The following is a 24,209-nucleotide window of genomic DNA, read 5'->3' as shown; positions in this document are numbered from 1 at the left end:
ATGGCTCTGAAGGATCGACTCGAAGACGACCGGTCGTCCAACGACCGGACCAGTAAGAACACCGTCCAGCACTGGCGCCAGCGCCTGCTGGAAGAGGTCAACCTCGACGAGCTCGCGCGGCTCACGATGGCGCAGCGTCGCGCGCGCCTGGAGAAGGTCACCGGTCTCCTGGTCACCCGCGAAGGGCCGGTGCTGGCCGCCGGCGAGCGCGCCAACCTCATCCGGCGGGTCGTGGACGAGGCTCTCGGGCTCGGCGTGCTCGAGCCTCTGCTGGCCGACCCGACAGTCACCGAGATCATGGTGAACGGGCCTGACGCGATCTTCGTGGAGCGGGCCGGCCGCGTGTACCGGCTGGACGGCGGCTTCGCCAGTGAGGATCAGCTCTACCAGACCATCGACCGGATCGTCGCCCAGGTCAACCGGCGCGTGGACGAGTCCAGCCCGATGGTGGACGCGCGACTGCCGACCGGCGAGCGCGTCAACGTCATCGTCCCGCCACTGTCCCTGGCCGGGCCGATCCTCACGATCCGACGCTTCCCGCGCTCGTACTCGATCGAGGAACTCGTCAGCCTGGGGGCCATGGACCCCGCAACGGGAATGCTGCTCGCCTCGTTCGTCCGGGGCCGCCTCAACATCGTGATCTCCGGCGGTACCGGCACGGGCAAGACCACGATGCTGAACGCGCTCTCGGCGTTCGTCCCGGAGTCCGAGCGCATCATCACCATCGAGGACTCGGCGGAGCTCCAGCTCAAGCAGGAACATGTGATCCCGCTGGAATCCCGGCCGTCCAACATCGAGGGCAAGGGCGCGATCACCATTCGCGATCTCGTCCGCAACGCGCTGCGCATGCGCCCCGACCGCATCATCGTCGGTGAGGTCCGCGGCGGCGAGACCCTCGACATGCTCCAGGCGATGAACACCGGCCACGACGGCTCCCTGGTGACCGTGCACGCGAACTCGACCGAAGACACCGTGCACCGCCTCCAGACGCTGGCCAGCATGAGCGACGTCAAGCTGCCCTACGAGGCGATCCGAGACCAGATCAACAGCGCGATCGACGTGGTCGTGCAGTTGGGCCGGGGCACGGACGGGTCGCGGCGCATCACGGAGATCGCTGTGGCCGACCCGGCCCGGCGTGACCAGCACGTACTGCACTCGGTCATGCGTTTCGCGGCTCAGCCCATCGGCCCTGACAGGGTCGTCCGCGGCGTGTTCCAGCCGAAACCGATGCCGGACTCGCTGCTCCACAAGCTTTTCAACGCGGGGGAGAGCATCCCGCCGGCTTTCGCCCCACAGGTCAATGGCGGAGGGAATCGATGAGGGGGATCTGCTGGTGAACATCGAATTGCCGTTGCCGGCGATCCTCGGGATTCTGGCCGTTACCTTGGCCCTGGCCACCTGGGGGATCGGCGACCTGGTGGCCGGCTGGGGGCAGCGCCGGGCATTGGTCGCCCGGTCGGAGCTGGGCGCGGACGCGCGGATCAACACGCCGCTCGGACGCCTCGACATGGCGCTGCGCCGCACGTCCCTGGGTAAGAACCTCGCCCGGCGTCTCGCCGCTTCTGGGATGCGGGTCCAGGTTTCGACCTTCATCATGATGATCATCGCGGGCGGAATAGTCGCGATCATCGTCATCGGGCAATGGATGGCCCCGGTCTTCGGCGTCGCGGCCGCGGTAGGGGTGGGCTTCATGTTCATGTCCTACGTGCGTCGACGTGAAGAACGGCGCAAGGAGGAGTTCATCGCGCAGCTCCCCGAACTCGCCCGCGTGCTCTCCAACGCCACCCACGCCGGTCTCGTGATGCGCACCGCCATCGAGATCGCCGCGGACGAGCTCGCCGACCCGGCGGGCGAGGAGCTCAAGCGCACCGCTGACGCGCTCCGGCTGGGCCAGCCCGTCGAGGAGGCACTGCGTGATCTGGGTGAGCGGCTGCCCTCACGCGAGCTGGGTGTTCTGATCAGCACCCTGGTTGTCTCGGCCCGGGCGGGCGGCTCGCTGGTGACGGCCTTGCGCACGATCGCCACCACGCTGGAGGAGCGCAAGGAGATCCGGCGCGAGGTCAAAACCATCATGGGCGAGGCGGTCGTCACCAACTGGTCGATCGGCATTCTCGGCATCGTCGGGCTCGCGATGGTCAACATGGTGATGCCGGGAGCCCTGCGGGCCATGAGCGAGAACCTGGTCGGTCAGGTCATCCTCGGGGTCGCCGCCGGTCTGTTCGTGACCTCCTTGCTGATCATTCGCCGAATCACCCGAATCGACGTGTGAGGTGCCCGTGACAATCATCGCGATCGCGGGTGGAGCGGCCCTCTGCGTGCTCCTGGGCGTCTGGGGGTTCGCCCTGGCGACCGCGGGGCAGAGGGTCTCCGACTCCGCGGTGCTCGTGGCGGGGAAGTCCGAGGTCGATGGTCCGTTCATCCTCGACGCTCTCGCGGAGCGCATCGGCTCCCCCTTCACCGGCATGGTGATGGACCTGCTGGGGCCCCGGCGTGTCAAGATCCGCAAGCGGATCGACGCCGCAGGACGTCCGCATGGGATGACTGTGGAGACCTATGCTCGCAGGACCGCAGGTTACATCATTCTCTTTGGTCTGCTGGGTCTGCTCCTCGTCGTCCAGGGCCAACCCATGGTCGGATTCATCTGTCTGCTCGGCGCCTCCCAGAACGAGTTGAGCCTCCTGGCCAAGCGGACGGCCCGGCAGGACAACATCCAGCGATCGATGCCGGACTTCCTGGACGTGCTCTCGGTGACCGTGAGCGCGGGCCTGAGTTTCCGTCTCGCGCTGGCCCGCGTCGCCGAAAGCATGCCGGGGCCGCTGGCGGACGAGTTCACCATCGCGCTGCGGCAAATGGAGCTGGGCACCCCGAGGCGCGAGGCGTTCGACGACCTGCGTGAACGCAACAACTCCGAGGCCGTCAACCAGTTCGTCACGGCGATCCTGCAGGCCGAGGAGCTGGGCGCACCGCTTGGGACGGCCCTGGTGGACATCAGCGAGGACATGCGCCGCGAGTCGGCCCAGTGGGCCAAGCGCAAGGCGCAGCGTACGACCCCGAAGATCACCGCGATCACCATGTCCATGACGATGCCGGCGCTGATGATGGTGGTCCTCGGAGCTCTATTCATTGGTTCTGGAGTTGGTTCCAATGGGCTCTTCGGCAACTGAACCTGGGGAGCTCTCCGAACGCGTGGGCAACGCGTTCCGGATGCTCATGGAAATTCGCATGCTGCTCGCTGCGGTCAGCATGCTCCTGCTGCCCCAGGACCAGCTGTCCCTGACGGCGTTCACCCTGGTTCTCTCCATGGTCGTGCTCTCGTGGATCGCGGCACGCCAATGGCGCATCACCGCTCCGAAGATGGCCAAGCACCCGCTCCTCTACACGCTTGACATGTGTCTTTCCTTCGCCGTCCTCGGGCTTGGGGGGATCTCCGGTCCGTACTTCCTCTCGACCGTGGCCACCGCTACCGTCGCGGGTCTGCTCTACCGGTGGCAGGGGATGCTCGCGGTCGCTGGCCTGCAGATCCTGGTCTACTACGCGACCTACGCGCTCTCGGCCGTCGACCATCCAGAGAACGCGACGTTCCAGACCGTGCTCGGACAGCCCATCTACTACCCACTCGCGGGCTTCGCAGGGGTGGCGCTCCGCCGTCTTCTGGACGACTTCGCCGACAAGGAATCAGCGCTGCGCCAGGCCGAAGTGGTCGCGGCGGCCGAGCAGGAGAGGGCCAGGCTCGCTCGGGAGATGCACGACACCCTGGCCAAGACACTTCGGGGCATCGCGCTGAGCGCCGCGGCGCTGCCCACCTGGGTCGCCAGGGACGCGGCCCGAGCCAAGGCGGAGGCCCAGCGCGTGGCGGCCGCCTCCGAGCTTGCCTCCCGCGAGGTTCGCACTCTGCTGGCAGATCTGCGCGATGGGGTCGTCCTCCATTCACTTCCGGACGCCATCCGAGACGTTGCCGAGCGCTGGGAAGCTGACACCGGGACGCCTGTCCGATGCGAATTGCTCGCCAGACCCGAGCTCGCGTTGAGGGTGCGGCACGAAGTGATCGCGATCCTGGGAGAGGTTCTGACCAATATCGACCGACATGCCCAGGCGGATTCCGTCCATATACGCCTTTCAGAGGAAGAAGCCGATGTCGTTCTCGTCATCCGGGACGACGGCAAGGGCTTCACGCCTCGAGAACTGCCGGACCTCGCGCGTGAGGGCCACTACGGTCTGGTCGGATTGAACGAGCGAGCGCAACGTGCAGGTGGTTCGGTCGACGTGCTGTCCGCTCCCGGCTCGGGCACGACGGTGGCCGTGAGGATTCCGGCCCAGACTTCCGAAGAACAGCAACTGGCCGAGGTGAGTTAGAGTGAGCAGTCCTCGTGTGGTGATCGTTGACGATAACGTCGTGGTGCGCTCCGGGCTCGTCTCGTTGCTGGAGGCCTCCGGTATAGAGGTGATAGGTGAGGCGGGCGACGGACGTACGGCCATCGAACTGGTCGAGAGACTCCAGCCAGATCTCGTCTTCCTGGACGTGCAGATGCCCTTGATGGACGGCGTCGCCGCGGTCAAGGTGCTCAGCCTGACCACCCGCGTGATCATGCTGACCTACACCGAGGATCCACAGACCATCCGCGCCGCGATCAGCAACGGAGCTTCGGGCTACCTGGTTCATGGGTCGTTCTCCCCGGAGGAGCTCACCTCGGCGGTTCACGAGGCGGTGAGCGGTTCCAACCCCCTGTCAGGCACGGCCATCACCGCCCTGGTCGGTGCGCTTCGGGACACTCCCAGCGAGCCCGAGCGGCATCCCAGGGACGAGCAACCGATCAGCGGCCTTCAAGTCTCCGCCGCGAGTCAGACGGCGCGTTTCGGCCTTTCGGTGCGCGAGGCCGACGTGATGCGACTTATTACCCAAGGCCGCTCGAACGGTGAGATCGCCCAAACGCTCTTCCTGGCCGAGAAGACCGTGAAGAACCACGTCAACCGTATTTACGCGAAACTCGGCGTGACTTCGCGCGGCGCGGCGATAGCGCAGTGGATCGGTACGGTCGACGGTGGTTCTCGATGAGGGGCCCCCTCTCTGACCAGGTGAAACTTCCTTCCTTGGGTCCCTGGGCCCGGTCTGATCTGGGCCCAGGCAGGAGCGTTAATTGGGCCACCGGACCCTGGGCCGCAATGCCCGCCTCTCGTAGAGTTCTTATTAACAGGGCGATGCGGAAAGCCATACGGGAGGTACACCATGAACGCGCTGATTCCCCTCTACGTCACACTTCAGACCTTCGTTCAGGACCGCGCAGAGCAGCTCCAGGAGCGCCGCGAGCGGGGCGACCGCGGTGCGAGTGCCCTCGAGTACGGCGCGCTGATCGCCGTCGCCGCTGTGGTTATCGCCATTCTCTACGGTGCGATCAACGGCACCTTCGCCAAGAAGGTCGGCGAGGCCGTCGAGAACCTGTTCAAGGGTGGCTCCAGCTGACGCACCGTCACCATCGTATTCCCAGCGGAGAGAGCTGCAACAGGCAGCTCTCTCCGCTGGGTTTTCTTGCGTTGTGAGCAATCTCCGAGAAAGGGTTTTCATGAGTGGACGAATGAAGCGCGGACATGTTCAAGTGTGTGCCGGCGTTGCTGCGTTCATCCTGGCCCTAGGTGGTTGCAGCGACGGAAAGAAGAACGACGACCCGAAGGTGAAGAGCGGCAAGCAGCCCACCTCTTCGGGGCCGGGTAAACCGCCGAGCACCGGTCGGACGGCCCCCATGGCGCTCAAGATCGGCGCTGCGCACATGGAGCTCATCGCGTTGAACCGGACTTCTCCCCAGGCGGTGACCGGACGCTTCAGGGTCGTCAACGAAGGTAAGTCCCCGCTCGACCTCAAGACCGCCCTCGGCTACGCCGGTGCATCAGGAATCGGCACTCCCAACCCACTACCGGCCACCGGGATCGGTCTCATCGACGGCAGGAATAACAAGGTCTACATGCCGTTGGAAACGGGCTACAACACGTGCCTGTGCTCGGACACCTACCGGCGGCCGATTCCGGTCGGCGGTGATCTGGACATTTATGCGGCTTTCCCAGCGCCGCCCAACGACGTCAAGAACGTCACCGTTGTGATGCCGAGCGCGGTCCCGTTCCAGGACGTTCCTCTCGGGAACGGCCCCGTCCAGCCCGTGTCGGGTCAGCTCGATCCAGCCAAGGTGAAGCTGAAGCCGCCCAGGATTCTCGACTTGACCAGCATCGCTGAGGGCGACGAACAGTCCGTGGACGAGGACGCCAAGGACCGAGAGGTGCGACTCTCCTCGGACGTGCTGTTCAACCTGAACAAGGCCGACCTCACACCGAATGCGGAACGGTTGTTGCAGCAGGTCGGCAAGCAGATCGATGCCTCTACGGGGGCGGAGGTCAAGGTCGACGGGCATGCGGACAATTCGGGCAACGACGCGATCAATCAGCCCTTGTCCGAGAGAAGGGCGCAGACCGTTGCGGATCGCTTGAAGGGCCTGGTGGCGAGGCAGGGCGTCACGTACAAGCCGGCTGGCCACGGATCCAAGCAGCCGGTCGCCCCGAACAGCGACGAGGGGGGCCGGCGTAAGAACCGGCGAGTCACGATCACCTTCGCCCGGCCCGTGCCGCCGCCGGTTCCGTCCTCCGGAAATCCGTACCAAGGGAAGGAAGGCGTCCTCGGAAGCGCCGGCTTCACCTCTCCGGCGGCCAAAGACCTGAAGGTCGAGGTCAACAGCCTCCATCGCGATTCCGCCGGGCTCACCACCCTGGTATGGACCATGCGCAATACCGGGACGGCCAAGGTCGATTTCAGGACGAAGTTCGAGAAGAGCTACGTTCTTCACGGAGGCCAGCCGCCACGGCGTGGGCCCTCGATGGGCGGGGTGATGCTCTACGACCCCACCTCGAAGATGAGGTTCGAGCCGCTGTTCGCCGCGAGCCAGGCTTGCATGTGCAGTTCGCTTTCCGGCGACGAGACCAAGGACAGCATCGGCCCCGGCGAGTCCGTCATTTACTGGGGGGTCTTCAAGGTGGCTCCCGAGGCTCAGGCGGTCGAGGTGCAGTACCCCTGGGACAAGGCCAAGGACGCCGTCGTGAGCGGGCTCTCGATCAAGTAGGGCCGGGATGAGCACAGCGTACGCGCGGGAGGGGGAGCAGCGGGACGAGGCCGCCGCGCCCGGGCGGAAGTCGCTCGGGCTGCCTTCCGCGCGGACGCGGACGACGGTCGTCGTGGTCGTCCTCGGCTGGGTGATCGGGTCGCTGCCGCTGGACGACAACTCGTTCCTGACGCATCTGCGCACCGGTCACTGGATCCTCGGCCACGGCATCCCGCGCGAGGACATCTACTCGTACACGGTCGCGGGCACGTCGTGGATCGCCCAGTCGTGGCTGGCCGAGGTCCTGTACGCCGGGCTCGACGAGCTGACGGGGCCCGGCGGGATCCGGGTCCTCAACGGTGTGGTGGGCGCGACGATCGCCTTCCTCGCCGCCCGGCTGGCCTTCCGGCTGCGTGGCCCCGGGCCCGCGGCGCACCTGGTCTTCCCGGCGCTGGTCGCTTCGTCGCTCTTCTGGGTCGAGCGCCCGTTGCTGCTCGGGATCCTGGCGTTCCTTGTGCTCATCTGGATCGTGGAGGTGCCGGATTCCCGCGTGGGGCGCTGGCCCCTGCTTTCGATCCCCGTGCTGATGTGGCTGTGGGTGAACATCCATGGGACGTTCGCGCTCGGCTTCGGCTACCTCGTCCTCCACTTGCTGGGGACGTGGCTTGACGGCGGGCCGCCATGGCAGGGCAGGGAGCGGCGTCTTCTGGTGGCCGGGGGAGGGGGCTTCGCGGTCTGCTTCCTCAACCCCTACGGCTACAAGCTGGTCCTCTTTCCTCTCGACCTGCTCTCCCGGGGGGACGCGCTCAAACACGTCCAGGAGTGGAAGTCCCCCGACTTCCGGTCGGCGATCGGGATGATGTTCGCGGTCTGGATCGTGGTCTTCCTGTGTTTTCTGGCGCGGTCGGCGGGACGGCCCTCCCGCCGGGACGTCCTGGTGAGCGTCGTCTTCCTCGTCCTGGGGCTCTGGGCCCTGCGCAACATCGCGATCGCGCCCCTGGTCGGGCTCCCGGTCGCGGCCCGCCTGCTTCCCGAGGCGCGCTCGGAGGCGCCGCGCCGGCGCTATGACCTGGTGATCGTGGCGACCATGCTGCTCGGCGGCGCCCTGGTGACCAGGGCGAGCCTCTCGGCCCCCGCCTTCGACTACGACCGCTATCCCGTCACGGCCATGCGCGTGGTGGAGCAGAAGGGCCTGCTGGGACGCCGGATCTTCACGCTTCATCCGTGGAGCGCCTATGTGATCCATCGGTATTGGCCGAGACAGAGCGTCTTCATGGACGACCGCTTCGACATGTATCCCGTCGCCTTCACCGAGAACTACATGAAGGTCCGGCGCGGCTTTCCCGAATGGCGGGAGACTTTCGAGCGCTATCGCGTGGAGGTCGTCGTGTGGGAGACGGGCTCACCGCTCGCCGGAATCCTTTCCCGCGACTCTTCGTGGCAGGTGATCCATCGAGATCCGCAGGCGACGGTCATCGTCCGGAAATAGGGCCGTCCCCCGATGAAAAGCGGTGTCAACGCGCGGCGCCGGATCTCCGGCGACCGGTGGACCGTCGTCGCGATCTCGTGTGCCGCGTTCGCGCTCTATTCCGCCTGCTCGCTGCTGCGCTTCGCGAGGTACAAGGCCAACTCCTACGATCTGGTGATCTTCGATCAGGCGGTGCGGTCCTACAGCCGGGGCCGGGCACCCGTCGCGATCGTCAAGGGAGTGCACAACGGGTTCGGCGCCGACTTCTCCGTGCTGGGAGACCACTGGTCTCCCGTCCTGGCTCTCCTCGCGCCGCTCTACTGGGTTCACGACGGTCCTCGGACGCTCCTGGTGGCTCAGGCCGCGCTGCTGGCTCTCGCGGTGGTTCCGCTCTGGTCGTTCGCCCGCAGGGAATTGGGGCGGACGTCCGCGTACGTCGTCGTGGCCGGGTACGCGATCTCATGGCCCGTCGCCGAGGCCTTGATGTTCGACTTTCATGAGGTCGCCTTCGCCCCGGTGCTGACCGCGGTCCTTTTCGAGCGCTGGTCGGCCTACCGGCACGAGGTGGCGCCCTGGTGGCAGACGCTCCCCCCGGTTCTGGCGCTGGTTCTGGTCAAGGAGGACATGGGTCTCCTGGTCGCCGGGTTCGGCATGGCGCTGGTGCTGGGCGAGGCCAGGAAGTCGCCGCGCGATCGGGTCGCCCTGGGGCTCGGCGCGGCGTTCTGCTTCGGCGGCCTGACCGCGACGCTCGTCGCGGCCCGCGTCCTGATCCCGATGTTCGGCGGTGACAGCGAGTACTACTGGGCCTACCAGAACTTCGGTCCGACGCTCTCCTCCGCCGCGTGGCACGCCGTCACGCACCCGCTGGACGTCCTTCAGACGTTCGTGCAGCCGGGAACCAAGGCCCGCACGTTGTTCTGGCTGCTGGTCGTCGCGGCGTTCCTTCCGCTCGCCTCTCCGTATGCGCTGACGGTGTTTCCGTTGCTGGCGACGCGGATGCTTTCCGACGGCACGTTCCCCGCCTGGTGGGGCACCGACTACCACTACAACGCCTTTCTCGTAGTGCCCCTGTTCTGCGCGGGCGTGGACGGCGCGGCCAGGTCGCGCCGCCGGAAAGCGCGGCGGGACGAGCCCGCGGGCTCTGGCGAGAGGATCTGGCCGACGGCCGTCATCCTCTCCGGCCTGGTCTCCGTCCCGGTCTTCGCCTTCGGTCCGTTGCTGTCCGGGCAGTACGCGGAGCCGTCCTGGGGGAGCGCAGCGAACGCGGCCGTCGCCACGGTGCCCGAGAACGCGCTGGTGGAAGCCTCCAGCGAAACCGGACCGCACCTGTCCGGCCGCGCCCAAGTGCTCCTCTGGGACCGCACCCCCCGCTGGGCTCCCTGGGTGGTCGCCAACGTCAGAAGCCGAAGCTTCCCTTTCTGCGGCCTCGCGGAACAAAAGGAACGCGTGGATTTCCTGCTCAAGAGCGGCTACAGAACGGTGTTCGCCAGAGACGGCTTCCTCGTTCTCCACCGCCCCGGCCCCGCCCCTTCCCTGCCACGCACCGCCGATCCGTCCTGCCGCTGACCCGTGGCCTGGGGGTTTGGGTCCCTGGGCCCTGGTAGCGCGGGTGGGCGGGTCGTTCAATTTAAGGCTGGGGCGGTTGGTGTGAGCGGGGGTTGAGTTCAGGCGTGCTGTGGCGTCGGTTGGATCGGGGCGCGTCGGCTCTGGAGTATGGGGCGGTCATCGCCGTCGCCGCGGCGGTTTTGGCCGTGATCGCGGTGGTCGCCATTCCCAATGACTTCGCGCCGCGGACGAAGTCGGCGATTTGCGAGCTGTTCTCCGGAGATGACTGTGGCGACGGCCGGGGCGATCCCTCGACGAGCCCCTCCGGCGGCCCGTCCGGTGGTCCTTCTGGTGGTCCGTCGGCGTCGGGGAGCCCGTCCGGTCCGTCGGCGAGTCCAGTGGGGGAGACTCCGGAGGACCGCGAGTACGCGGACGCCAAACGCGACTACGACCAGGCCGAGCGCGACGCCCAGGGTGTCGAGGACGAGTGGGCGAACTTCGATCTTCTCAAGGAGATCGCTGCGCTGGGGCTCGACTTCCTCGCGGGCGACATCATCAAGTGCATCCAGGAGCCCAGCCTGGGCGACTGCCTGTGGGCGCTGGTCAGCATCGTCCCGTGGGGAAAGATCGGGAAGCTGCTCAAGTCCATCCCCAAGGTCGTCAAGCTGATCGACCGCTATCTCGATCTGAAGCGGCGGCTCGACAAGGCCCGCAAGGCCCGCAAGGACGCCAAGGACCGCCTGGACCGGGCGGTTGAGGCCTGCAAGAAGAAGAAGCCCAACAGCTTCGTCCCGGGCACGCCGGTCCTGATGGGCGACGGATCGCGGAAGGCGATCGAGCGCGTCCGGGTCGGCGATCGGGTGTGGGCGGCCGATCCGGTGACCGGCCGCAGCGGGCCGCGCGCGGTCACCGATCTGATCTCGGGGGCGGGCCGCAAACGGCTGGTCGACCTGCGGATCGACCTGGACGGCTGGCTGGGCGGCCGGACCTCGGGGCTGACGGCGACGGCCGATCACCCGTTCTGGCTGCCGGGGGCGGGCGACTGGATCGATGCCGGAGACCTCGTCCCCGGTGACGAGCTGGTCACCGCCGGAGGCCGCACCGCCGTCGTGGTGGCGGCGCGGGAGTACACGCGCGTCCAGCGCGTGCACAACCTGACGGTCAGCGGGCTGCACACCTACTACGTGGGGTCGGGCGGGCGGGACCTCCTCGTCCACAACGACCCGAAGGACCCGGAGGAGTGCAAGCCAGACAAGCCCGACGAGACCCCGACTCCGTCCCCCACGGCCTCCAAGGGCACGCCCGATCCGGCGAGCCAGGCCGGGGACGTCGACGTGGTGGCCGACAAGATCGCCGCGCACGGTGACGAGAGCGGCCGGGGGATCCCGGGGGTCGACGACCTCGACGTGGCCGAGCACATCGAGGGCATCATGCGCAGCCGTCCGGGGTTGAAGCTGCGGCCGACGCCGGGCGGCACGCCCCGCTGGGCGTGGTGGGACCCCAACACCGGAACGATGATCATTCGTGAGGGTGACAAAGGGACCTTCATGCAACCGGACCGTGGCTACGATTACTTCCTCGAACAGCTGGCTGAATGAGATCCGCGACCATGATGAGCACGCAATTGGAGACCGATCGGGTGTGGCCGCTGCTTTCGGCCCGCCAGCTCGCCGAGGCCGCCGAGGCGGACGAGGAGCGTCTCACTCTCGAACGCTCTCGGCTGCCGGAGCGCACGGCCCGGCTCCTGGACGAGCCGGTCTACTCGCTGCGGGCCAGGGTCAGCTCCTGGGAGCGCCTCACCCTCCGCCTGGCGGGTGACGGCGAGCTGTACGTCGAGGAGTACGTCAACGACCTGGAATCGAGGGATCAGCTCGACCGGCTCCTCGAGGCGCGCGAGCCGCTGAACGCCGAGCCGGTGACCGGGCTTCTGGCCCGGCTGGACGCCAGGTTCGACGAGCTGACCGTGGACGACGCGGGCGAGGCGCTCCGCCCCTACGTGAGGGCGCTGCGAGAGGGAGCACCGCTGGCGGGACGCTGGTATCGCAGGCCGGAGCGGGCTTCATGGGCATGAGACTGGCCGCCGCCGGGGCCGTGTGCCTTCTCGCCGTGGTCTCGGCCGGGTGTTCGGGCGAGGACGACAAACCCCCGGCGGCGGCGCGCAGCGTCCAGCATTCGCAGCCGCCGACGCCCGCCGCGTCGCTGGCTCCCGTCACCCTGCCCGAGAAGCCCGGTCCCCTGGTCGAGCTGATCGCGCGTCAGGTGCGCGCCACCGGAACGGTGTACGCCGAGCTGGTCGCGACCGGCGGCCACCGGGACCAGAAGGTCGATGAGAAGACCACCGCCCAGGTCAGAACGTCGGTGTCTCCGCCGGAGGCCCGGCTGACGATCGTCGACCGAGGTTCGGTCGACCCCGGCTCCGTGGAGGCGGTCGTGATGAAGGGCGCCGTCTACACGCGCGTCGACGGTCAGGAGCAGGCGCCCGGCAAGCCGTGGGTGCGGATCTCACGCCAGGACGCCGCGAACCCGGAGATCGGCGCCTTCGCCAAGATGCTCACCGGCCTCATCGACGGGGTGGAGAAGAGCCTCGGCGAGATCGCCGCCGACACGGGCCTGGCGCTGGTGAAACACGGTTCGTTCCAAGGGGCGCCGGTCGCGGAGGGCGAAGTGCGACGCTACTCGGGCACCACGCCGGTGAAGGCGCTGGGAAACGGCGACCCCGCGCTCCAGGCATTGGCCAAACTCGGTCCCAAGGACATCGCCTGGACGCTCTGGGTGGACGCCAAGGGCCTGCCGCGAAGGTTCCAGACCGACCTCAGCACGTCCCAGGGGATGAAGACGCGGCAGGTCGTCACCTATTCGCGCTGGGGAGAGCCCGTCGACATCCAAGCCCCGCCGCGGGACAAGGTGCACACGATCGGCGGATAGTCCCGGGGCCCAGGACCTTTGGGCCCGCAATGGAGTTCGTGGACCCTGTTCCGCTACCGGGCCATTGCCTAGGTTCCGCCTATGCGTGGTGACCGGAAGCCTCACGCCGAAGTGGCTCGGGACAGAGGCGCGAGTGCCCTCGAATACGGCGCGATCATCGCCGTGGCTGTCATCGTCATCGGCGCGCTGTTCGTGGCGGTGTCCGACACCTTCGAGCCGAAGGTGAAGAGCGCCGTCTGCGGGCTTTTCGACACCGGTTGCCAGGACCCCGGCGGCCAGGCCCGCGAGCGGCGCGGCCCGGTGAGCCCGCACGCCACCGGCCAGCCCGAGCCGGGCGAGCCGAGCCCCTCGCCCGGACCTCCGGTGCCCCAGCCCCCGCCGCCCAAGGAGAAGACCGAGACCGAGGCGGTGCTGAACGAGACCCAGCTGGGCCGCGACGCGCTCAAATGGGTCCGGGACAACGGCGTGAACGTCGTCTACCGTCCGGGCGGCGGCTCGTACTTCAGTGCAGATGAGAACACCTTCTACGTCGACACCAACCAGTCGCCGGAGGAACGCGCGAACACTTTCGTCCACGAGGTGAACCACGCGCAGAGCCCCGACGAGCCGGACGCCGACGACCTCGAGAAGGACGACTACGTCAACAAGTCGGTCGAGGAAGAGACCGAGGGGACCGTCGAGGCGATCCAGAACAACCAGCAGCTCCAGGCGAAACGGGGCTCCGGCGTTCCGGATACGCTGCTCCAGCAGGAGTACGAGGACGCCTACGACAAGGCGGTCAAGGACGAGAACGCCGCGCGAGCCAAGAACAACCTGCCGCCGCTCGGTCCGGACGGTGAGCGCAGGGTGGGCGAGAAGGCCGGCCGCGACCGGGTCAGGGACGCCTTCAACAACGGTGAGATCGTCACCTCGACCAATGGAAAGCCCTACCGCGAGTACTACGGTGATGCTTGGGAAGATGCGAATGACTGTTTCCTCTGGGTCTTCTGCTGACCGCCGCGCCCGGCGCCTGGCGGTCGCGGTGACCGCCGCCGGGTTGCTGGCGGCGGGCTGCTCGGGATCGCAGGAGGCCGATGTGTCCAAGTCGCCCAAGAGCCGGCCCGACGAGCAGGTCCGGACCGGCCTGAGCTCGGCGCTGACCCGCCTCGGCCGCACCGGCGAGGCCAGGATCGTCACGGCCGGCGGGAGCCGCCTCACACCGATGGCCGCACCGTTCCTCAAGAGCTGGCGCGTCTACCAGGTCGACTACCGGCAGTCCTCACGGCCGGTGATGTTCCATGTCGCGCTGGGCGGGTCGCAGGCGTATCTGCTCACCGGTGACCCGGCGGCGTTCGGCAAGATGACCAAGGCCGACGGCTCCTCGGTGGGGGAAGCGACCACCGCCGCGGCCGTGGCGACGCTGTACGTCCAGACGACGCGGCCGTCGGGCAAGCTCTCCTACGTCGTCAACGGTGTCGACCAGATCAAGTTCCGCCCGAACATCAGCGGTTCGGCCGCGGCCCGCCGTGACCAGATCGTCTCGGAGTACCGCCCGGTCATCAAGCCGCCCGCGGCCGTGCCGAAGGGACGCGACTTCGCCGTCACGGTCCATGTCGTCCGCGATCGGGAGCTGATCCGCCGTGACCTGACGATCTCTCCGCGGGGGGACGTGGAGGACAAGCCGAAGACGGTCGTCTCGGACCTGCCCGTTCCCTACGTGCTCTGAACGCGTGAACCTCGGGATGCTGCGGGAAGACCGCCTGGTGGGACGCGCGTGGCTCGTGTCGCGCCTGGTCATGGCCGTCATCTGCTTCTCCGTCGTCTACCCGGCGCGTCCCGTGCTGGGCGACGTCGGCATCTACGACGAGTGGAGCGACCTCCTGATCGAGGGGACGTTCCCGGCGGACGACGTGCGGTGGCAGTACCCGCCGCTCGCGGCCCTGCCCATGCTGATCCCCCGTCTCCTGGGGCCGCTCTACGGCCTCGGGTTCGCGTTCCTGGTCGTCGCCGCCGACTACGCCGTCATGCGTGTGCTGGTCAGGAAGGGGGAGTCCCCGGAGGGCGCGTGGTGCTGGGTCGGCGGCATCTTCCTGCTCGGGCCGGTCTGCTTCTTCCGCTTCGACACGCTCGTCGTCGTCCCGGTCGTGTTCGCGTTGCTGATGGTGGCCCGGAGCCGTCTCTTCGGCGCGCTGGTGGCGGTCGGTGCCCTGATGAAGGTGTGGCCGGCGCTGCTGTTCCTGGCGCTCTGCCGAGGCCGTGCCGCGATCGGGGCCGCGGCGGCCTTCCTCGTGGCGGCGGCCGGGCTCGCGGGCGTGATCGCCCTGGTCGCCGACGACGAGTGGAGCTTCCTGAAGGGCCAGCGCGACCGGGGGATCGAGATCGAGGCCCTCGTCGCGACCCCGTTCCATGTGGCGCGCTGGTTCGGCTGGTCCGGAGACGTCCGCTACCAGTACGGCTCGTGGGAGCTGACGGGGGCGGGCGTGCCGGCCGCCGTGAACGTCAGCGTGGTGATCACCCTGGTCGGCCTGGCGGCGGTCGCGCTGGCGGTGCTGCGCCGCCCCGCGCGGGACTGGAGCCCGGCCAGGGGCGCCGACGCCGTCCTGGCGGGACTTCTGGCGGCGATCGCGGGAAGCCGGGTGCTGTCGCCGCAGTACCTGGTCTGGGTCGTCGGCGTCGCGGCGGTGTGCCTGACGATGCGGCGAACGCGGCAGCGTCCGGCCGTGGCGGTGCTCCTGGCCGCCATCGCTCTGACCCAGCTTGAGTTCCCGATCCTTTGGCAGGGCGTCCGGGACGGCCAGGCGTTCCCCGCGAGCGTTCTGATACTCCGCAACGTTCTCGTGCTGGTCGCCACCGTGCTCGCCGTCGTCGCCGTCTGGAGAGACGGCGGGGAGGCCCGGGACGACCCGTCCGTCACGGAGCGGCGGCCCCGACCCGCCGGAACAGGATGACGCCGTCCTCCTCGGCCACCTTGGTGAAGCCCTGAGACGGCAGCGCGGCCAGCGCGGCGCGCTGCTGGGCGACGGTCGGCGGCCAGAGGCCGGCCCGCACCGCCTCCTCGCGGTTGGGCACCTTGATCACGACTTCCTTGACCGTCGTGTCCGCCACCACCCAGTCGACGCGTTCCCCGTGCGACCAGGGGAAGATCACCACGCGGCAGCGCCCGGTCAGCTGGGCGGCCAGGCTGTTGGCCGCCGCGACCGACGCGTCGTCCGGGATCGCGGCCAGAACCCGCCGCCCGGCGGCGGCGTGCTCGCGGCCCGCATACGACTCGGGGTTGGTGAGCGACCACGGGGTCAGGTGGATCAGCAGGGCGAAGAGCAGCGGAACCGGGACCGCCCACCTGGCCCAGGCCCTGACGGCCCGCCGCTTGTCCCCGATGAGCCGGGGTAGCGCGTCCAGCACCGCCACGAAGAGGATCGGCATCAGGATCGCGTTGTAATGGACCCGGCCGACCTCCCAGTGCTGCGGATTGGCTGAGACCAGCCGTGAGAGCAGCACGGGGACGGCGATCAGGATGATCGGGCTGCGCAGGGCGATGCCCCCGGTCAGCGCCGCGAGCGTTGCCAGCAGGACGAGCTTGCGCGGCTCGGCCAGAAGGTTGAGCTCCGACACGAGCGAGAGAGCCCCGCCGCCCCCGAGATAGGCGTCGTAGGCGAACTTCCCGCCGTTGAAGTGCGGCAGGACGACCTTGATGGTGAGGACGACCGAGAGGAGGCCCGCGAGGCCGAGCGCGCCACCGGTGCGCCGCTCGCCGCGCCAGAAGAGGTACCCGCCGATCGCCGCCACGATCAGCCCCATGTCCTCCTTGACCAGCAGCAGAGGAAGGGCCCACCCCGCCGCCGTGTGCCAGCGCCGCTCGGCCAGGGCGGCCACCGAGAAGGCGATCAGGGGGACCGCGAAGGCGATCTCGTGGAAATCGAAGGACACCGCGCCCTGAAGTCCCCACGACAGGCCGTAGCCCACGGGCAGGAGAACGCTCGGGAGCGTGCCGAGCCGATCGCCGGCGAGCCTGGCGATGGGGACGATCGACACCGCGATCAGCGCGGCCTGGGCGACCAGCAGCAACTGGGCGCTGGGCCACAAGCGGTAGAGCGGTGCCAGGACGATCAGGACCGGATGGAAGTGGTCGCCGAGGATGTTGACGTCCGGCCCCTTGATCGGCACCACGGGCGCCTGGAGGCGGGAGTAGGCCCGTACGGCCTGCTCGAAGATCCCGAGATCGTAGGCGCTGGTCCTGAACTGCTGGTGGCGCCGGAGCGAGTAGGCCGAGTAGAGCAGAAAGAAGCCGCCGGCCAAGGCGTAGGGCATCCACCCGCGCCGCGGACCCGACTCGGGTGCCGTCATGAAACGCGGTGGAGGGAGAAGTCGTCGAACCGCGCCTCCGTCGCCGGTGGGTAACCGGCCCGGCCCTCCCTGCCCACCACGAGCCCCGCCCGGGTCCCCGTCAGCGCGTCCTTCCGGTCGATTGCCTCGGCGACCTTACGCCCGCCCACGCTGGCCTCGATCCGCACACCGTCGCCCGCGGACGCGCAGTCGGCGCGCAGCCGGCCGCCGCTCTGGGGGCTGGTCACGACCGCCGCCCCGGACCTGGCCAGCTCGACGCCCGACCTCTCGTCCCCCTTCCGGATGCGGACCTTCCCGTTGCGCATCAGGGACACGTCGTACCTGAGCTGCCCGTCGCCCCGGCAGAACACTCCGGCTTCGTCCTGGGGATCGGACGAGCGAACGGTCACGGTGGCCTCGACCCGGACGTGCTCGGGGAGGTTCCTGGCCGGGGCATGCTGGACTTGGTGGAAGCCGTGCCCGTACTGGGCGATGACGAAGGCGCCGTCGCGATACTCCTCGAACTCGCTGCCGCCCCGTCCGGTCGCCCACCCCGACTTCGGGTCGGCGAAGTCGTCGGCGAAGATCTTCTCGGTGCCCGCGCCGCCGCCCTCCCCCGGCCCGAGCGCGATGACGGCGACGGTCGCGACGGCGATCACGAGCGCGATGGCCGCGGCGACCCAGGGGAGACGCAGCCCCCGCCGCTCCAGCATCCTGCGCGTCCGGCCGTCGCGGGGGGCCAGGCTCGCGCCGTCGACCGGCGTGGCGGGTGAGGCCGGGTGCGTGACGGGAGCGGGTCCGACCGCGCCGACGGACTGCGCGGCCCGGGCGGTGTCGGTCTGGCCCGTCAGCTCCTGGAGCAGCCGGGCCGAGGTGGGGCGCGCGGCCGGGTCCTTCGCGGTCGCCCACTCGACGAGCCGCCGGAGCGGAGGCTCCAGTCCGTCGAGCCGGGGTTCGCCGTAGACGGTCTTGTAGAGCATCTCGCCGACGTTCTCGCCGGCGAACGGCAGCCGTCCCGTGCCGGCGAACGCGATGACGCATCCCCACGAGAAGACGTCGGCGACGGCCGTCACCGGCTGGCCGGTGAGGCCCTCGGGCGCCATGTAGGACGGGGTGCCCATCGTGTCGCCGGTCTTGGTCAGCGGTGCGTCCGTGCCCAGCCGCCGCGCGATGCCGAAGTCGATGACGCGCGGGCCGAACGGCGAGAGCAGGATGTTCTCGGGCTTGAGGTCGCGGTGCACGACCTCGGCGCTGTGGATGGCCGCCAGCGCGGTCGCGACGCCCGCCGCCAGCCCTTCCAGGTCGGAGCCGTAGAGCGGGCCGTACTTGGTCACGACGTGTTCGAGGGTCGGGCCCTCGACGTATTCGGTGACGACGTAGAGGGTGTCGCCCTCCAGCTTGGCGTCGAGGACGGGTGCGGTGCAGAACGGCCGGACACGCCCGGCGGCCGTCACCTCACGCCTGAACCGTTCGCGGAACTCCGGGCGCCCGGTCAGGTCGCGGTTGATGACCTTGATGGCGACCCGCCGGCCGCCGCGGTCCGTGGCGAGATAGACGGTTCCCATCCCGCCTTTGCCCAGGACACGGTCCAGACGGTAACCGTCGATCACCCGGCCCGAGATGAAGGCGTCGTCCGTACCCGTCGTCGGCATGCGGCCGACCGTAGCCAGCCCATGACCACCCGGCAAGTCCCGGAGAAAAGGTCCGGTGAAAGGGCCCAGGGACCCTTGGCGCCTCCCGGGGCGGCTCCTAACGTCGTTCGGTCATGGCACAGTTGGGGGAATCAGCGGTGGGAACTCGGGACGTCCTTTCCACCCGGATCTTCGCCCTGATGACCGTCGTCCCGGCCCTGGTCCTGCTGGCCTGGCTGGCCGTCGCCCTGCCCCTGTTGCTGGCGGACGCCTTCCGGCCCCTGCCCGCGACGCTGCTGTTCCTGCCCGTGCTGGCCACCGTGCTCTTCGCGGGCGGACGCGCCGCCATCGCCTACGCCGACGGCATGGAGACCCGGGTCAGCTGGCGGCTGCTGTCCTGGACGGCGGTCGCCGCGGTCGCGTTCCTGGCGATCCAGCGGGTCTTCACGGCGGAGCCGATCATCGTGCGCCGCGACCAGTCGACGTACACGCAGTTCGCGATCTGGCTCTCGGACCACGGTTCGCTCCCTGTCCCGCGCCAGCTGTGGGCCTTCGGCGGAAGTGACCCGGCGCTCGACTCCGTCGTGGAGTCCGGCGGCTTCTACCAGAGCGGTGACGCCGTGGTCCCGCAGTTCTTGGCGGGATTGCCGCTGATCCTGACTCCCGCCGGATGGGCGGGCGGCGTGGAGGCGATGCTGAACGTCCCGCCGATCCTCGGCGCCTGCGCCGTGCTCTCCTTCGCGGGACTGGTGGCCCGGCTGGTCTCGCCGGGCTGGGCTCCGGCGGGCGCGCTGCTGCTCGCCTCGACGCTGCCGATGATGTACGTGTCCCGCGCGCCGTTCAGCGAGACCGTCGCGCTCGTCCTGCTGTTCGGGGGATTGGCGCTCCTGCACGACAGCCGGGCCGCGGGAAGCCGGCTGGTGCGCCCGGGCGCCTTCGTCGCCGGGCTGGTCCTGGGGCTCGGCGTGCTCGTGCGGATCGACGCGCTGCGCGAGCTGCTGCCGATGCTGGTGTTCGCGGGGGTGCTCGGAGCGCGGCGTGACCGGGCGGGCCTGCCGTTGCTGGCCGGGCTCCTGCTGGGCGGCGGGGCGGGTCTCGTCGAGGCCTTCGTTCTCTCGCGCCCGTATCTGCGCGACATCCACGCGTCCTTCGATCCGCTCCTCGCCCTGGTCGTGGTGACCTCGGTGGTCGTGCTCGCCGGGGTGGCGGTGCCGCGCCGGTTCTGGGAATCCGGACGGATGCGGCGGCTCGCCGGTTGGACCGGCCGGGTCGTGCGAGAGCGCGGCCGGATGATCGCGGTCCTGCCGGTGCTCGTCGTGGCGGCCTTCGCCGCGCGGCCCCTGTTCCAGACCGTGACGCGCACCGGCGAAACGCCCGAAGACCGCGCCAGCATGGAGTTCGTCGCGGCCGTCCAGCGCCGGACCGGCCTGGCGGCCGAGCCGGGCAGGATTTACTACGAGAACAGCCTTCAGTGGGTCTGGTGGTACATCGGCGTTCCGGCTCTCCTGCTGGCGGTCGCCGGGGCTGCGTTCCTCACCTACCGTCTTTGCCAAGGCCGGCTTCGGGTGTGGCTGCTCCCGTATTCGGTCATCTGCTGGAGCGCGGTGCTGGTGCTGTGGCGCCCCGCGATCGTTCCCGACCACCCGTGGGCGTCCCGGCGTCTGATCGTGACGGTGCTGCCCGGCCTGCTGCTCCTCGCCCTCCTGGCGCTCGATCGGATCGTTCGCCGCCTGAAGGAACGAGACCATCGGACGGCCCCCTACGCGGCCCCGGTCGCCGTGGTGGTCATGCTGGCGCCGATGTTCCTGACCTCGATCTTCCTGATCCTCCCGACGGACGGGGGCTCGCTGCGGGCCGTCCGGGGACTCTGCGCGCGCATCCCCGCCGACGGCTCGGCCCTGATCCTGGATCGGGCGACCGGACGCCGTCTCGCCCAGGTCGTCCGGGGAACGTGCGAGCGGCCCGCGGCGGTGCTGCGGACCGAGGGCGACCGGGCCGCCGTCCAACGGGTGAGCGACGGGATCCGCCGGGCCGGGCGGCGCCCCCTGCTTCTGGCCCGGGACCGAGCGGCGCTGGAGCCGTTCGGACGCCCCGTCCAGGTGATGCGCCTGCGTTCGGTGGAGGACGGCCAGTACCTCGACTCGCCGCCCAAGGGCGCGCTGACCTACAGCGTCGACGTGTGGGCGGTCCAGCCGTAGGGGCGCCTGTGGGCCCGGGGGCCCAGCGCCCCGGAAATCGCGGGACGGCACGCGGGCCCGCAGGCTCTTTTTAGAGCGTCACGCTCCCTCGTACGGTAACGGCCCATGCGTGCTGTGTTTTCTGCGTGGTTCGCGGCGGGAATTGTCGCGGCCATCGCACTCCTCGCTCTGAAAGCGCTCGCGCCCCATGTTGAACCAGGTGTCTCCGTCGACGAATACGCACAGATTTATCGTGTGCATCTGCCACGGCTGCTGTTCAGCATCCTCATGGCATTCGTCGCCGGCTCCTACGTGCGGGAGGACTACACGGCACTGGGACGCGGCCTGGCCGCGCTCCCGGTGCCCCTGCTCGTCAGCGTGATCGGTGCCGTCATGGACATTCCGATGTCCACCACCGTGGTGACCCTTGTGCTGAGCCTCATCGAGGCCCTGCTCGGGGTCGTCCTCGGCCTGTTCCTGACAAGGGCCCTGTCCAGCCGGTTGGACAACGGGCCATGGCGGCACAAGGGAGGTGGGGTTTGGCGAGAAAGCGGACCTTAGACCGCCGATCTCGATGATCGTGCTGCCGGACGCGCCGTACCCTGGTGCGGCGCGTCCGGAGAAATAGGCCTCAGGGCCCTGTTCTGGGAAATGCCCGCTCTTTAGTGTCGTCGAGGGAACTCTTCGATCATGTGACGATGAGGCGTGGATGCTACGACGGATCAGGTACGGGGACGACGCCGGTGTGGCCACGTCGGTCCTGGTCATGGGCGTATCGGTGGCTCTGGCGGCGGGCTTTCTGCTCTTCGGCCGGATCGCCCAGGCCGGCGACATGCGCAGCCTGGCGCAGATCGGCGCCGACGCGGCGGCGCTGGGGTCGCTCGCGCCGCTGCGTGACTCCGAGGTCGACGCGCTGATCGAGCGGGGCACCCTCCCCAGCGCGGGCGGCTACTGGATGGTGTCGACCAAGCCCGAGGAGCCCGCGAGCCAGTACGCGAAGGAGAACAAGACCCGCCTGATCGGCAAGGTTCAGCTGAGCGGGCTCTACGGCACCACGGCCAAGGTCACGGTCGCCACGCAGGAATGCCAGCTCAAGCGCAAAGAGGAGCTGACGGCCAAGGAGCGCGAAGACCTGCGTCTCAAGCGCAACCTGTGCACCGACGGCTCGGGCAAGGTCGGGATCGGACGCTCCGGCACCGCGACCGCCATCGCCAAGCTGATCCCTCCGCAGTGCACCTGGGGCCTCATCCCGGACACGAACCCCGACGACGGCATGACCCCCTTCGAGTACGTCGACTGCGGCCCGCCGGGGAACCGCTTCCGTGCCTACCCGAACGGCAACCGCGAACGGGTCAAGCGGCTCTTCAAGATCCGCCTGGTCGGCCAGGAGGACTCGCAGAAGTACAACGGCGAGCACATGGGCCCGGGCGCGGACGGCTTCGGCAAGGGCAATTGGCCCGTCGGTGCCGAGTGTTCCGGCTCCGCGTTCACACCCGAGCGCATCACGCGGCGCATGGAATGCGTCCGCGACCAGATCAAGAAGCTCTTCATCGTTCCCCGGGGAATCGGCTGCTTCCGGACGGGCGGGTCTGGCGAGCACCCGAAGGGACGCGCCTGCGACTTCATGATCAGCACAGGTGCGCCGACGCCCCAGGAAGCCCAGCTGGGTTATGACATCTCCAACTACGCCCAGAAGAACGCCGCGCGCCTGGGCATCTACTACATCATCTACCGCCAGCACATCTGGAACGCCTTCCGTGCGAACGAAGGGTGGCGCCTGATGGAGGACCGTGGCAGCATCACCCAGAACCACTTCGACCACCCCCACATCTCGGTCAACCCGTAAACGGGGAGGCAGCGCACGGCGGCCGGTCACACAGGATGGAGTCGTGACGTGATGGTCGCCTTGGCGCTGATCCCGGTCGGATTCGCCCTCGGCGTGCTGCTGGCGCCCCTGGCCGCCCCGTACATCGACGAGGTCACCCGCCGCCACAAGATCGGGACGGGGCTGGTCACGGCCGCCTTCTACGGCGTGCTCGGCTGGCGGGTGGGGACGGAGCCCGTCCTGATCGCCCTGCTCTACCTGGCGGCGGTCGGAACCCTGCTCTGCATGATCGACGTCGAGGTCAAACGGCTGCCCGACCGGTTCACGCTCTCGTCCTACGGCGTGGCCGCCGCCCTGCTCGCGGTCGCGGCGCCCTTCACCGACGACGGCCTGGAGCGCTTCGGGTACGCACTCGTCGGCATGGTCGCGCTCTTCCTGCTGTACGCGGTCCAGGCGTTCCTGATGCCGAGCGGGATCGGCCTGGGCGATGTGAAGCTCTCCGGCGTGCTGGGCCTCTATCTGGGCTGGTTCGGCCAGAGCACCTGGGTCTTGGGCCTACTGCTGACCTATTTTCTCGGCGGCCTGGTCGCGCTCGGCATCATGATCGTCCGCCGCACCCGCAAGGGTGAGTTCCCCTTCGGCCCCTACATGATCGCCGGCACGCTGGTGGCCGTCCTGCTGGCCCCGGCGCACGGCTGACGACCTTCCCTAGAAGTAGCCGCCGCTCGTCCGGGCGGTGGTGCTGCGGCTGCGCAGGCGACCCGACAGCCACCAGCCCGCCGCTGACCCGGCCAGTCCGGCGAGGGCGCCCGCGGCGATGCCCGCGACGGACGAGCCCTGGACGAGCGAGTAGGCGATCCCGGCCACGATGAGCAGCGCCGGCGGAAGCAGGACCGCCAGGACGTGGCGGGCGGGGACGTCCCGGTGCGGTTCGCCATGCGTGATCGCGACCAGGAGTGTCATCAGCAGGTAGATGAGCAGGGCGGGTATCGCGCTCCACACCACCTCGGCGCCGGTGCCGGTGAAGTCGTCGACGTCCATGCCGGAGGCGACCGCCACCATCGCGGTGGTGATGCTGCCCGCCAGGTAGATCGCCAGGGCGATCAGCCATGCCTTCGCGAGGTCCATAGGGGATTCCTGTCAGAACGAGGTCACCGCAACGGTGCCGGGGGTCGGTCGATCAGCGGGGGAGCCGGCCGGTGCGATCCCGGCGACCCGTACGGTAACGGCTTTTCCACCGGTAGGGGAGGGGACCGCGAG

22 protein-coding genes are annotated in these 24,209 nt (G+C 68.9%); 19 read left to right on the top strand and 3 right to left on the bottom strand.

What is annotated here, in order from left to right; translation table 11 throughout:
* The 15 genes from ACQPY4_RS32860 to ACQPY4_RS32790 all read left to right on the top strand — a co-directional run bounded on the left by ACQPY4_RS32860 (position 1) and on the right by ACQPY4_RS32790 (position 15,941).
* Positions 1 to 1,320, top strand: a complete 1,320-nt coding sequence (locus ACQPY4_RS32860; RefSeq protein WP_433327564.1) for a CpaF family protein — start codon at positions 1 to 3, stop codon at positions 1,318 to 1,320.
* 13 nt (positions 1,321 to 1,333) lie between these two features.
* Positions 1,334 to 2,269, top strand: coding sequence for a type II secretion system F family protein (locus ACQPY4_RS32855; RefSeq protein ID WP_433327562.1), 936 nt, complete (start codon positions 1,334 to 1,336; stop codon positions 2,267 to 2,269).
* Between the two features lie 7 nt (positions 2,270 to 2,276).
* The gene (locus ACQPY4_RS32850) at positions 2,277 to 3,164 is read left to right on the top strand and encodes a type II secretion system F family protein (protein ID WP_433327560.1); all 888 of its coding nucleotides are present in this window, start codon (positions 2,277 to 2,279) and stop codon (positions 3,162 to 3,164) included.
* 22 nt (positions 3,165 to 3,186) lie between these two features.
* The gene (locus ACQPY4_RS32845; protein ID WP_433327558.1) at positions 3,187 to 4,353 is read left to right on the top strand and encodes a sensor histidine kinase; all 1,167 of its coding nucleotides are present in this window, start codon (positions 3,187 to 3,189) and stop codon (positions 4,351 to 4,353) included.
* Positions 4,354 to 4,369: 16 nt separating this feature from the next.
* A complete protein-coding gene (locus tag ACQPY4_RS32840) occupies positions 4,370 to 5,053 on the top strand; it encodes a response regulator (RefSeq protein ID WP_433327556.1) in 684 nt (227 codons plus the stop codon).
* 171 nt (positions 5,054 to 5,224) lie between these two features.
* Positions 5,225 to 5,458, top strand: a complete 234-nt coding sequence (locus ACQPY4_RS32835; RefSeq protein WP_433327554.1) for a hypothetical protein — start codon at positions 5,225 to 5,227, stop codon at positions 5,456 to 5,458.
* Positions 5,459 to 5,570: 112 nt separating this feature from the next.
* Positions 5,571 to 7,097: an OmpA family protein gene (locus ACQPY4_RS32830; protein ID WP_433327552.1), complete on the top strand. Its 1,527-nt coding sequence runs from the start codon at positions 5,571 to 5,573 to the stop codon at positions 7,095 to 7,097.
* A 7-nt stretch (positions 7,098 to 7,104) separates the two neighbouring features.
* Complete coding sequence (locus tag ACQPY4_RS32825) at positions 7,105 to 8,565, top strand: hypothetical protein (RefSeq protein WP_433327550.1); 1,461 nt, start codon at positions 7,105 to 7,107, stop codon at positions 8,563 to 8,565.
* Positions 8,566 to 8,577: 12 nt separating this feature from the next.
* Entirely contained in the window at positions 8,578 to 10,110 is a 1,533-nt protein-coding gene (locus ACQPY4_RS32820) for a DUF2079 domain-containing protein (protein ID WP_433327548.1), read from the top strand.
* A 377-nt stretch (positions 10,111 to 10,487) separates the two neighbouring features.
* Positions 10,488 to 11,687, top strand: coding sequence for a polymorphic toxin-type HINT domain-containing protein (locus tag ACQPY4_RS32815; protein WP_433327546.1), 1,200 nt, complete (start codon positions 10,488 to 10,490; stop codon positions 11,685 to 11,687).
* Entirely contained in the window at positions 11,684 to 12,160 is a 477-nt protein-coding gene (locus ACQPY4_RS32810; protein ID WP_433327544.1) for a hypothetical protein, read from the top strand. Before ACQPY4_RS32815 ends, ACQPY4_RS32810 begins: the two co-directional genes overlap by 4 nt.
* The gene (locus ACQPY4_RS32805; RefSeq protein ID WP_433327542.1) at positions 12,151 to 13,014 is read left to right on the top strand and encodes a hypothetical protein; all 864 of its coding nucleotides are present in this window, start codon (positions 12,151 to 12,153) and stop codon (positions 13,012 to 13,014) included. Before ACQPY4_RS32810 ends, ACQPY4_RS32805 begins: the two co-directional genes overlap by 10 nt.
* Positions 13,015 to 13,125: 111 nt before the next feature.
* Positions 13,126 to 14,007 (top strand): hypothetical protein, encoded by an 882-nt coding sequence (locus ACQPY4_RS32800; protein ID WP_433327540.1) that lies wholly within the window; start codon positions 13,126 to 13,128, stop codon positions 14,005 to 14,007.
* Positions 13,979 to 14,719 (top strand): hypothetical protein, encoded by a 741-nt coding sequence (locus ACQPY4_RS32795; protein ID WP_433327538.1) that lies wholly within the window; start codon positions 13,979 to 13,981, stop codon positions 14,717 to 14,719. Before ACQPY4_RS32800 ends, ACQPY4_RS32795 begins: the two co-directional genes overlap by 29 nt.
* Positions 14,720 to 14,723: 4 nt before the next feature.
* On the top strand, positions 14,724 to 15,941 hold the full coding sequence (locus ACQPY4_RS32790; RefSeq protein ID WP_433327536.1) for a glycosyltransferase 87 family protein: 1,218 nt from the start codon (positions 14,724 to 14,726) through the stop codon (positions 15,939 to 15,941).
* On the opposite strand, the gene ACQPY4_RS32785 is transcribed toward ACQPY4_RS32790, so the two are convergent.
* Both ACQPY4_RS32785 and ACQPY4_RS32780 read right to left on the bottom strand, forming a co-directional pair.
* Positions 15,904 to 17,301: a DUF2079 domain-containing protein gene (locus ACQPY4_RS32785; protein WP_433327534.1), complete on the bottom strand. Its 1,398-nt coding sequence runs from the start codon at positions 17,299 to 17,301 to the stop codon at positions 15,904 to 15,906. The genes ACQPY4_RS32790 and ACQPY4_RS32785 overlap by 38 nt on opposite strands.
* Positions 17,302 to 17,333: 32 nt before the next feature.
* On the bottom strand, positions 17,334 to 18,968 hold the full coding sequence (locus tag ACQPY4_RS32780) for a serine/threonine-protein kinase (RefSeq protein ID WP_433327532.1): 1,635 nt from the start codon (positions 18,966 to 18,968) through the stop codon (positions 17,334 to 17,336).
* A gap of 137 nt (positions 18,969 to 19,105) precedes the next feature.
* On the opposite strand from ACQPY4_RS32780, the gene ACQPY4_RS32775 reads away from it, so the two are divergent.
* The 4 genes from ACQPY4_RS32775 (at position 19,106) to ACQPY4_RS32760 (ending at position 23,648) form a co-directional block, all read left to right on the top strand.
* Positions 19,106 to 21,145: a hypothetical protein gene (locus ACQPY4_RS32775; protein ID WP_433327530.1), complete on the top strand. Its 2,040-nt coding sequence runs from the start codon at positions 19,106 to 19,108 to the stop codon at positions 21,143 to 21,145.
* A gap of 105 nt (positions 21,146 to 21,250) precedes the next feature.
* The gene (locus ACQPY4_RS32770; RefSeq protein ID WP_433327528.1) at positions 21,251 to 21,685 is read left to right on the top strand and encodes a hypothetical protein; all 435 of its coding nucleotides are present in this window, start codon (positions 21,251 to 21,253) and stop codon (positions 21,683 to 21,685) included.
* Positions 21,686 to 21,833: 148 nt separating this feature from the next.
* Entirely contained in the window at positions 21,834 to 22,970 is a 1,137-nt protein-coding gene (locus tag ACQPY4_RS32765; protein WP_433327526.1) for a hypothetical protein, read from the top strand.
* A 51-nt stretch (positions 22,971 to 23,021) separates the two neighbouring features.
* Complete coding sequence (locus tag ACQPY4_RS32760) at positions 23,022 to 23,648, top strand: prepilin peptidase (protein WP_433339125.1); 627 nt, start codon at positions 23,022 to 23,024, stop codon at positions 23,646 to 23,648.
* Positions 23,649 to 23,657: 9 nt separating this feature from the next.
* Here the strand turns inward: ACQPY4_RS32760 and ACQPY4_RS32755 are convergent, their stop codons facing one another.
* Entirely contained in the window at positions 23,658 to 24,077 is a 420-nt protein-coding gene (locus tag ACQPY4_RS32755) for a hypothetical protein (protein WP_433327524.1), read from the bottom strand.
* Positions 24,078 to 24,209 lie beyond the last annotated feature (132 nt).

Origin of the sequence: Spirillospora sp. CA-294931, from assembly GCF_050946795.1 — a bacterium.
In the GTDB taxonomy this organism is placed as follows: domain Bacteria; phylum Actinomycetota; class Actinomycetes; order Streptosporangiales; family Streptosporangiaceae; genus Spirillospora.
The sequence above is the reverse complement of the archived record's forward strand: the minus strand, read 5'-3'. Positions and strand labels throughout refer to the sequence as shown.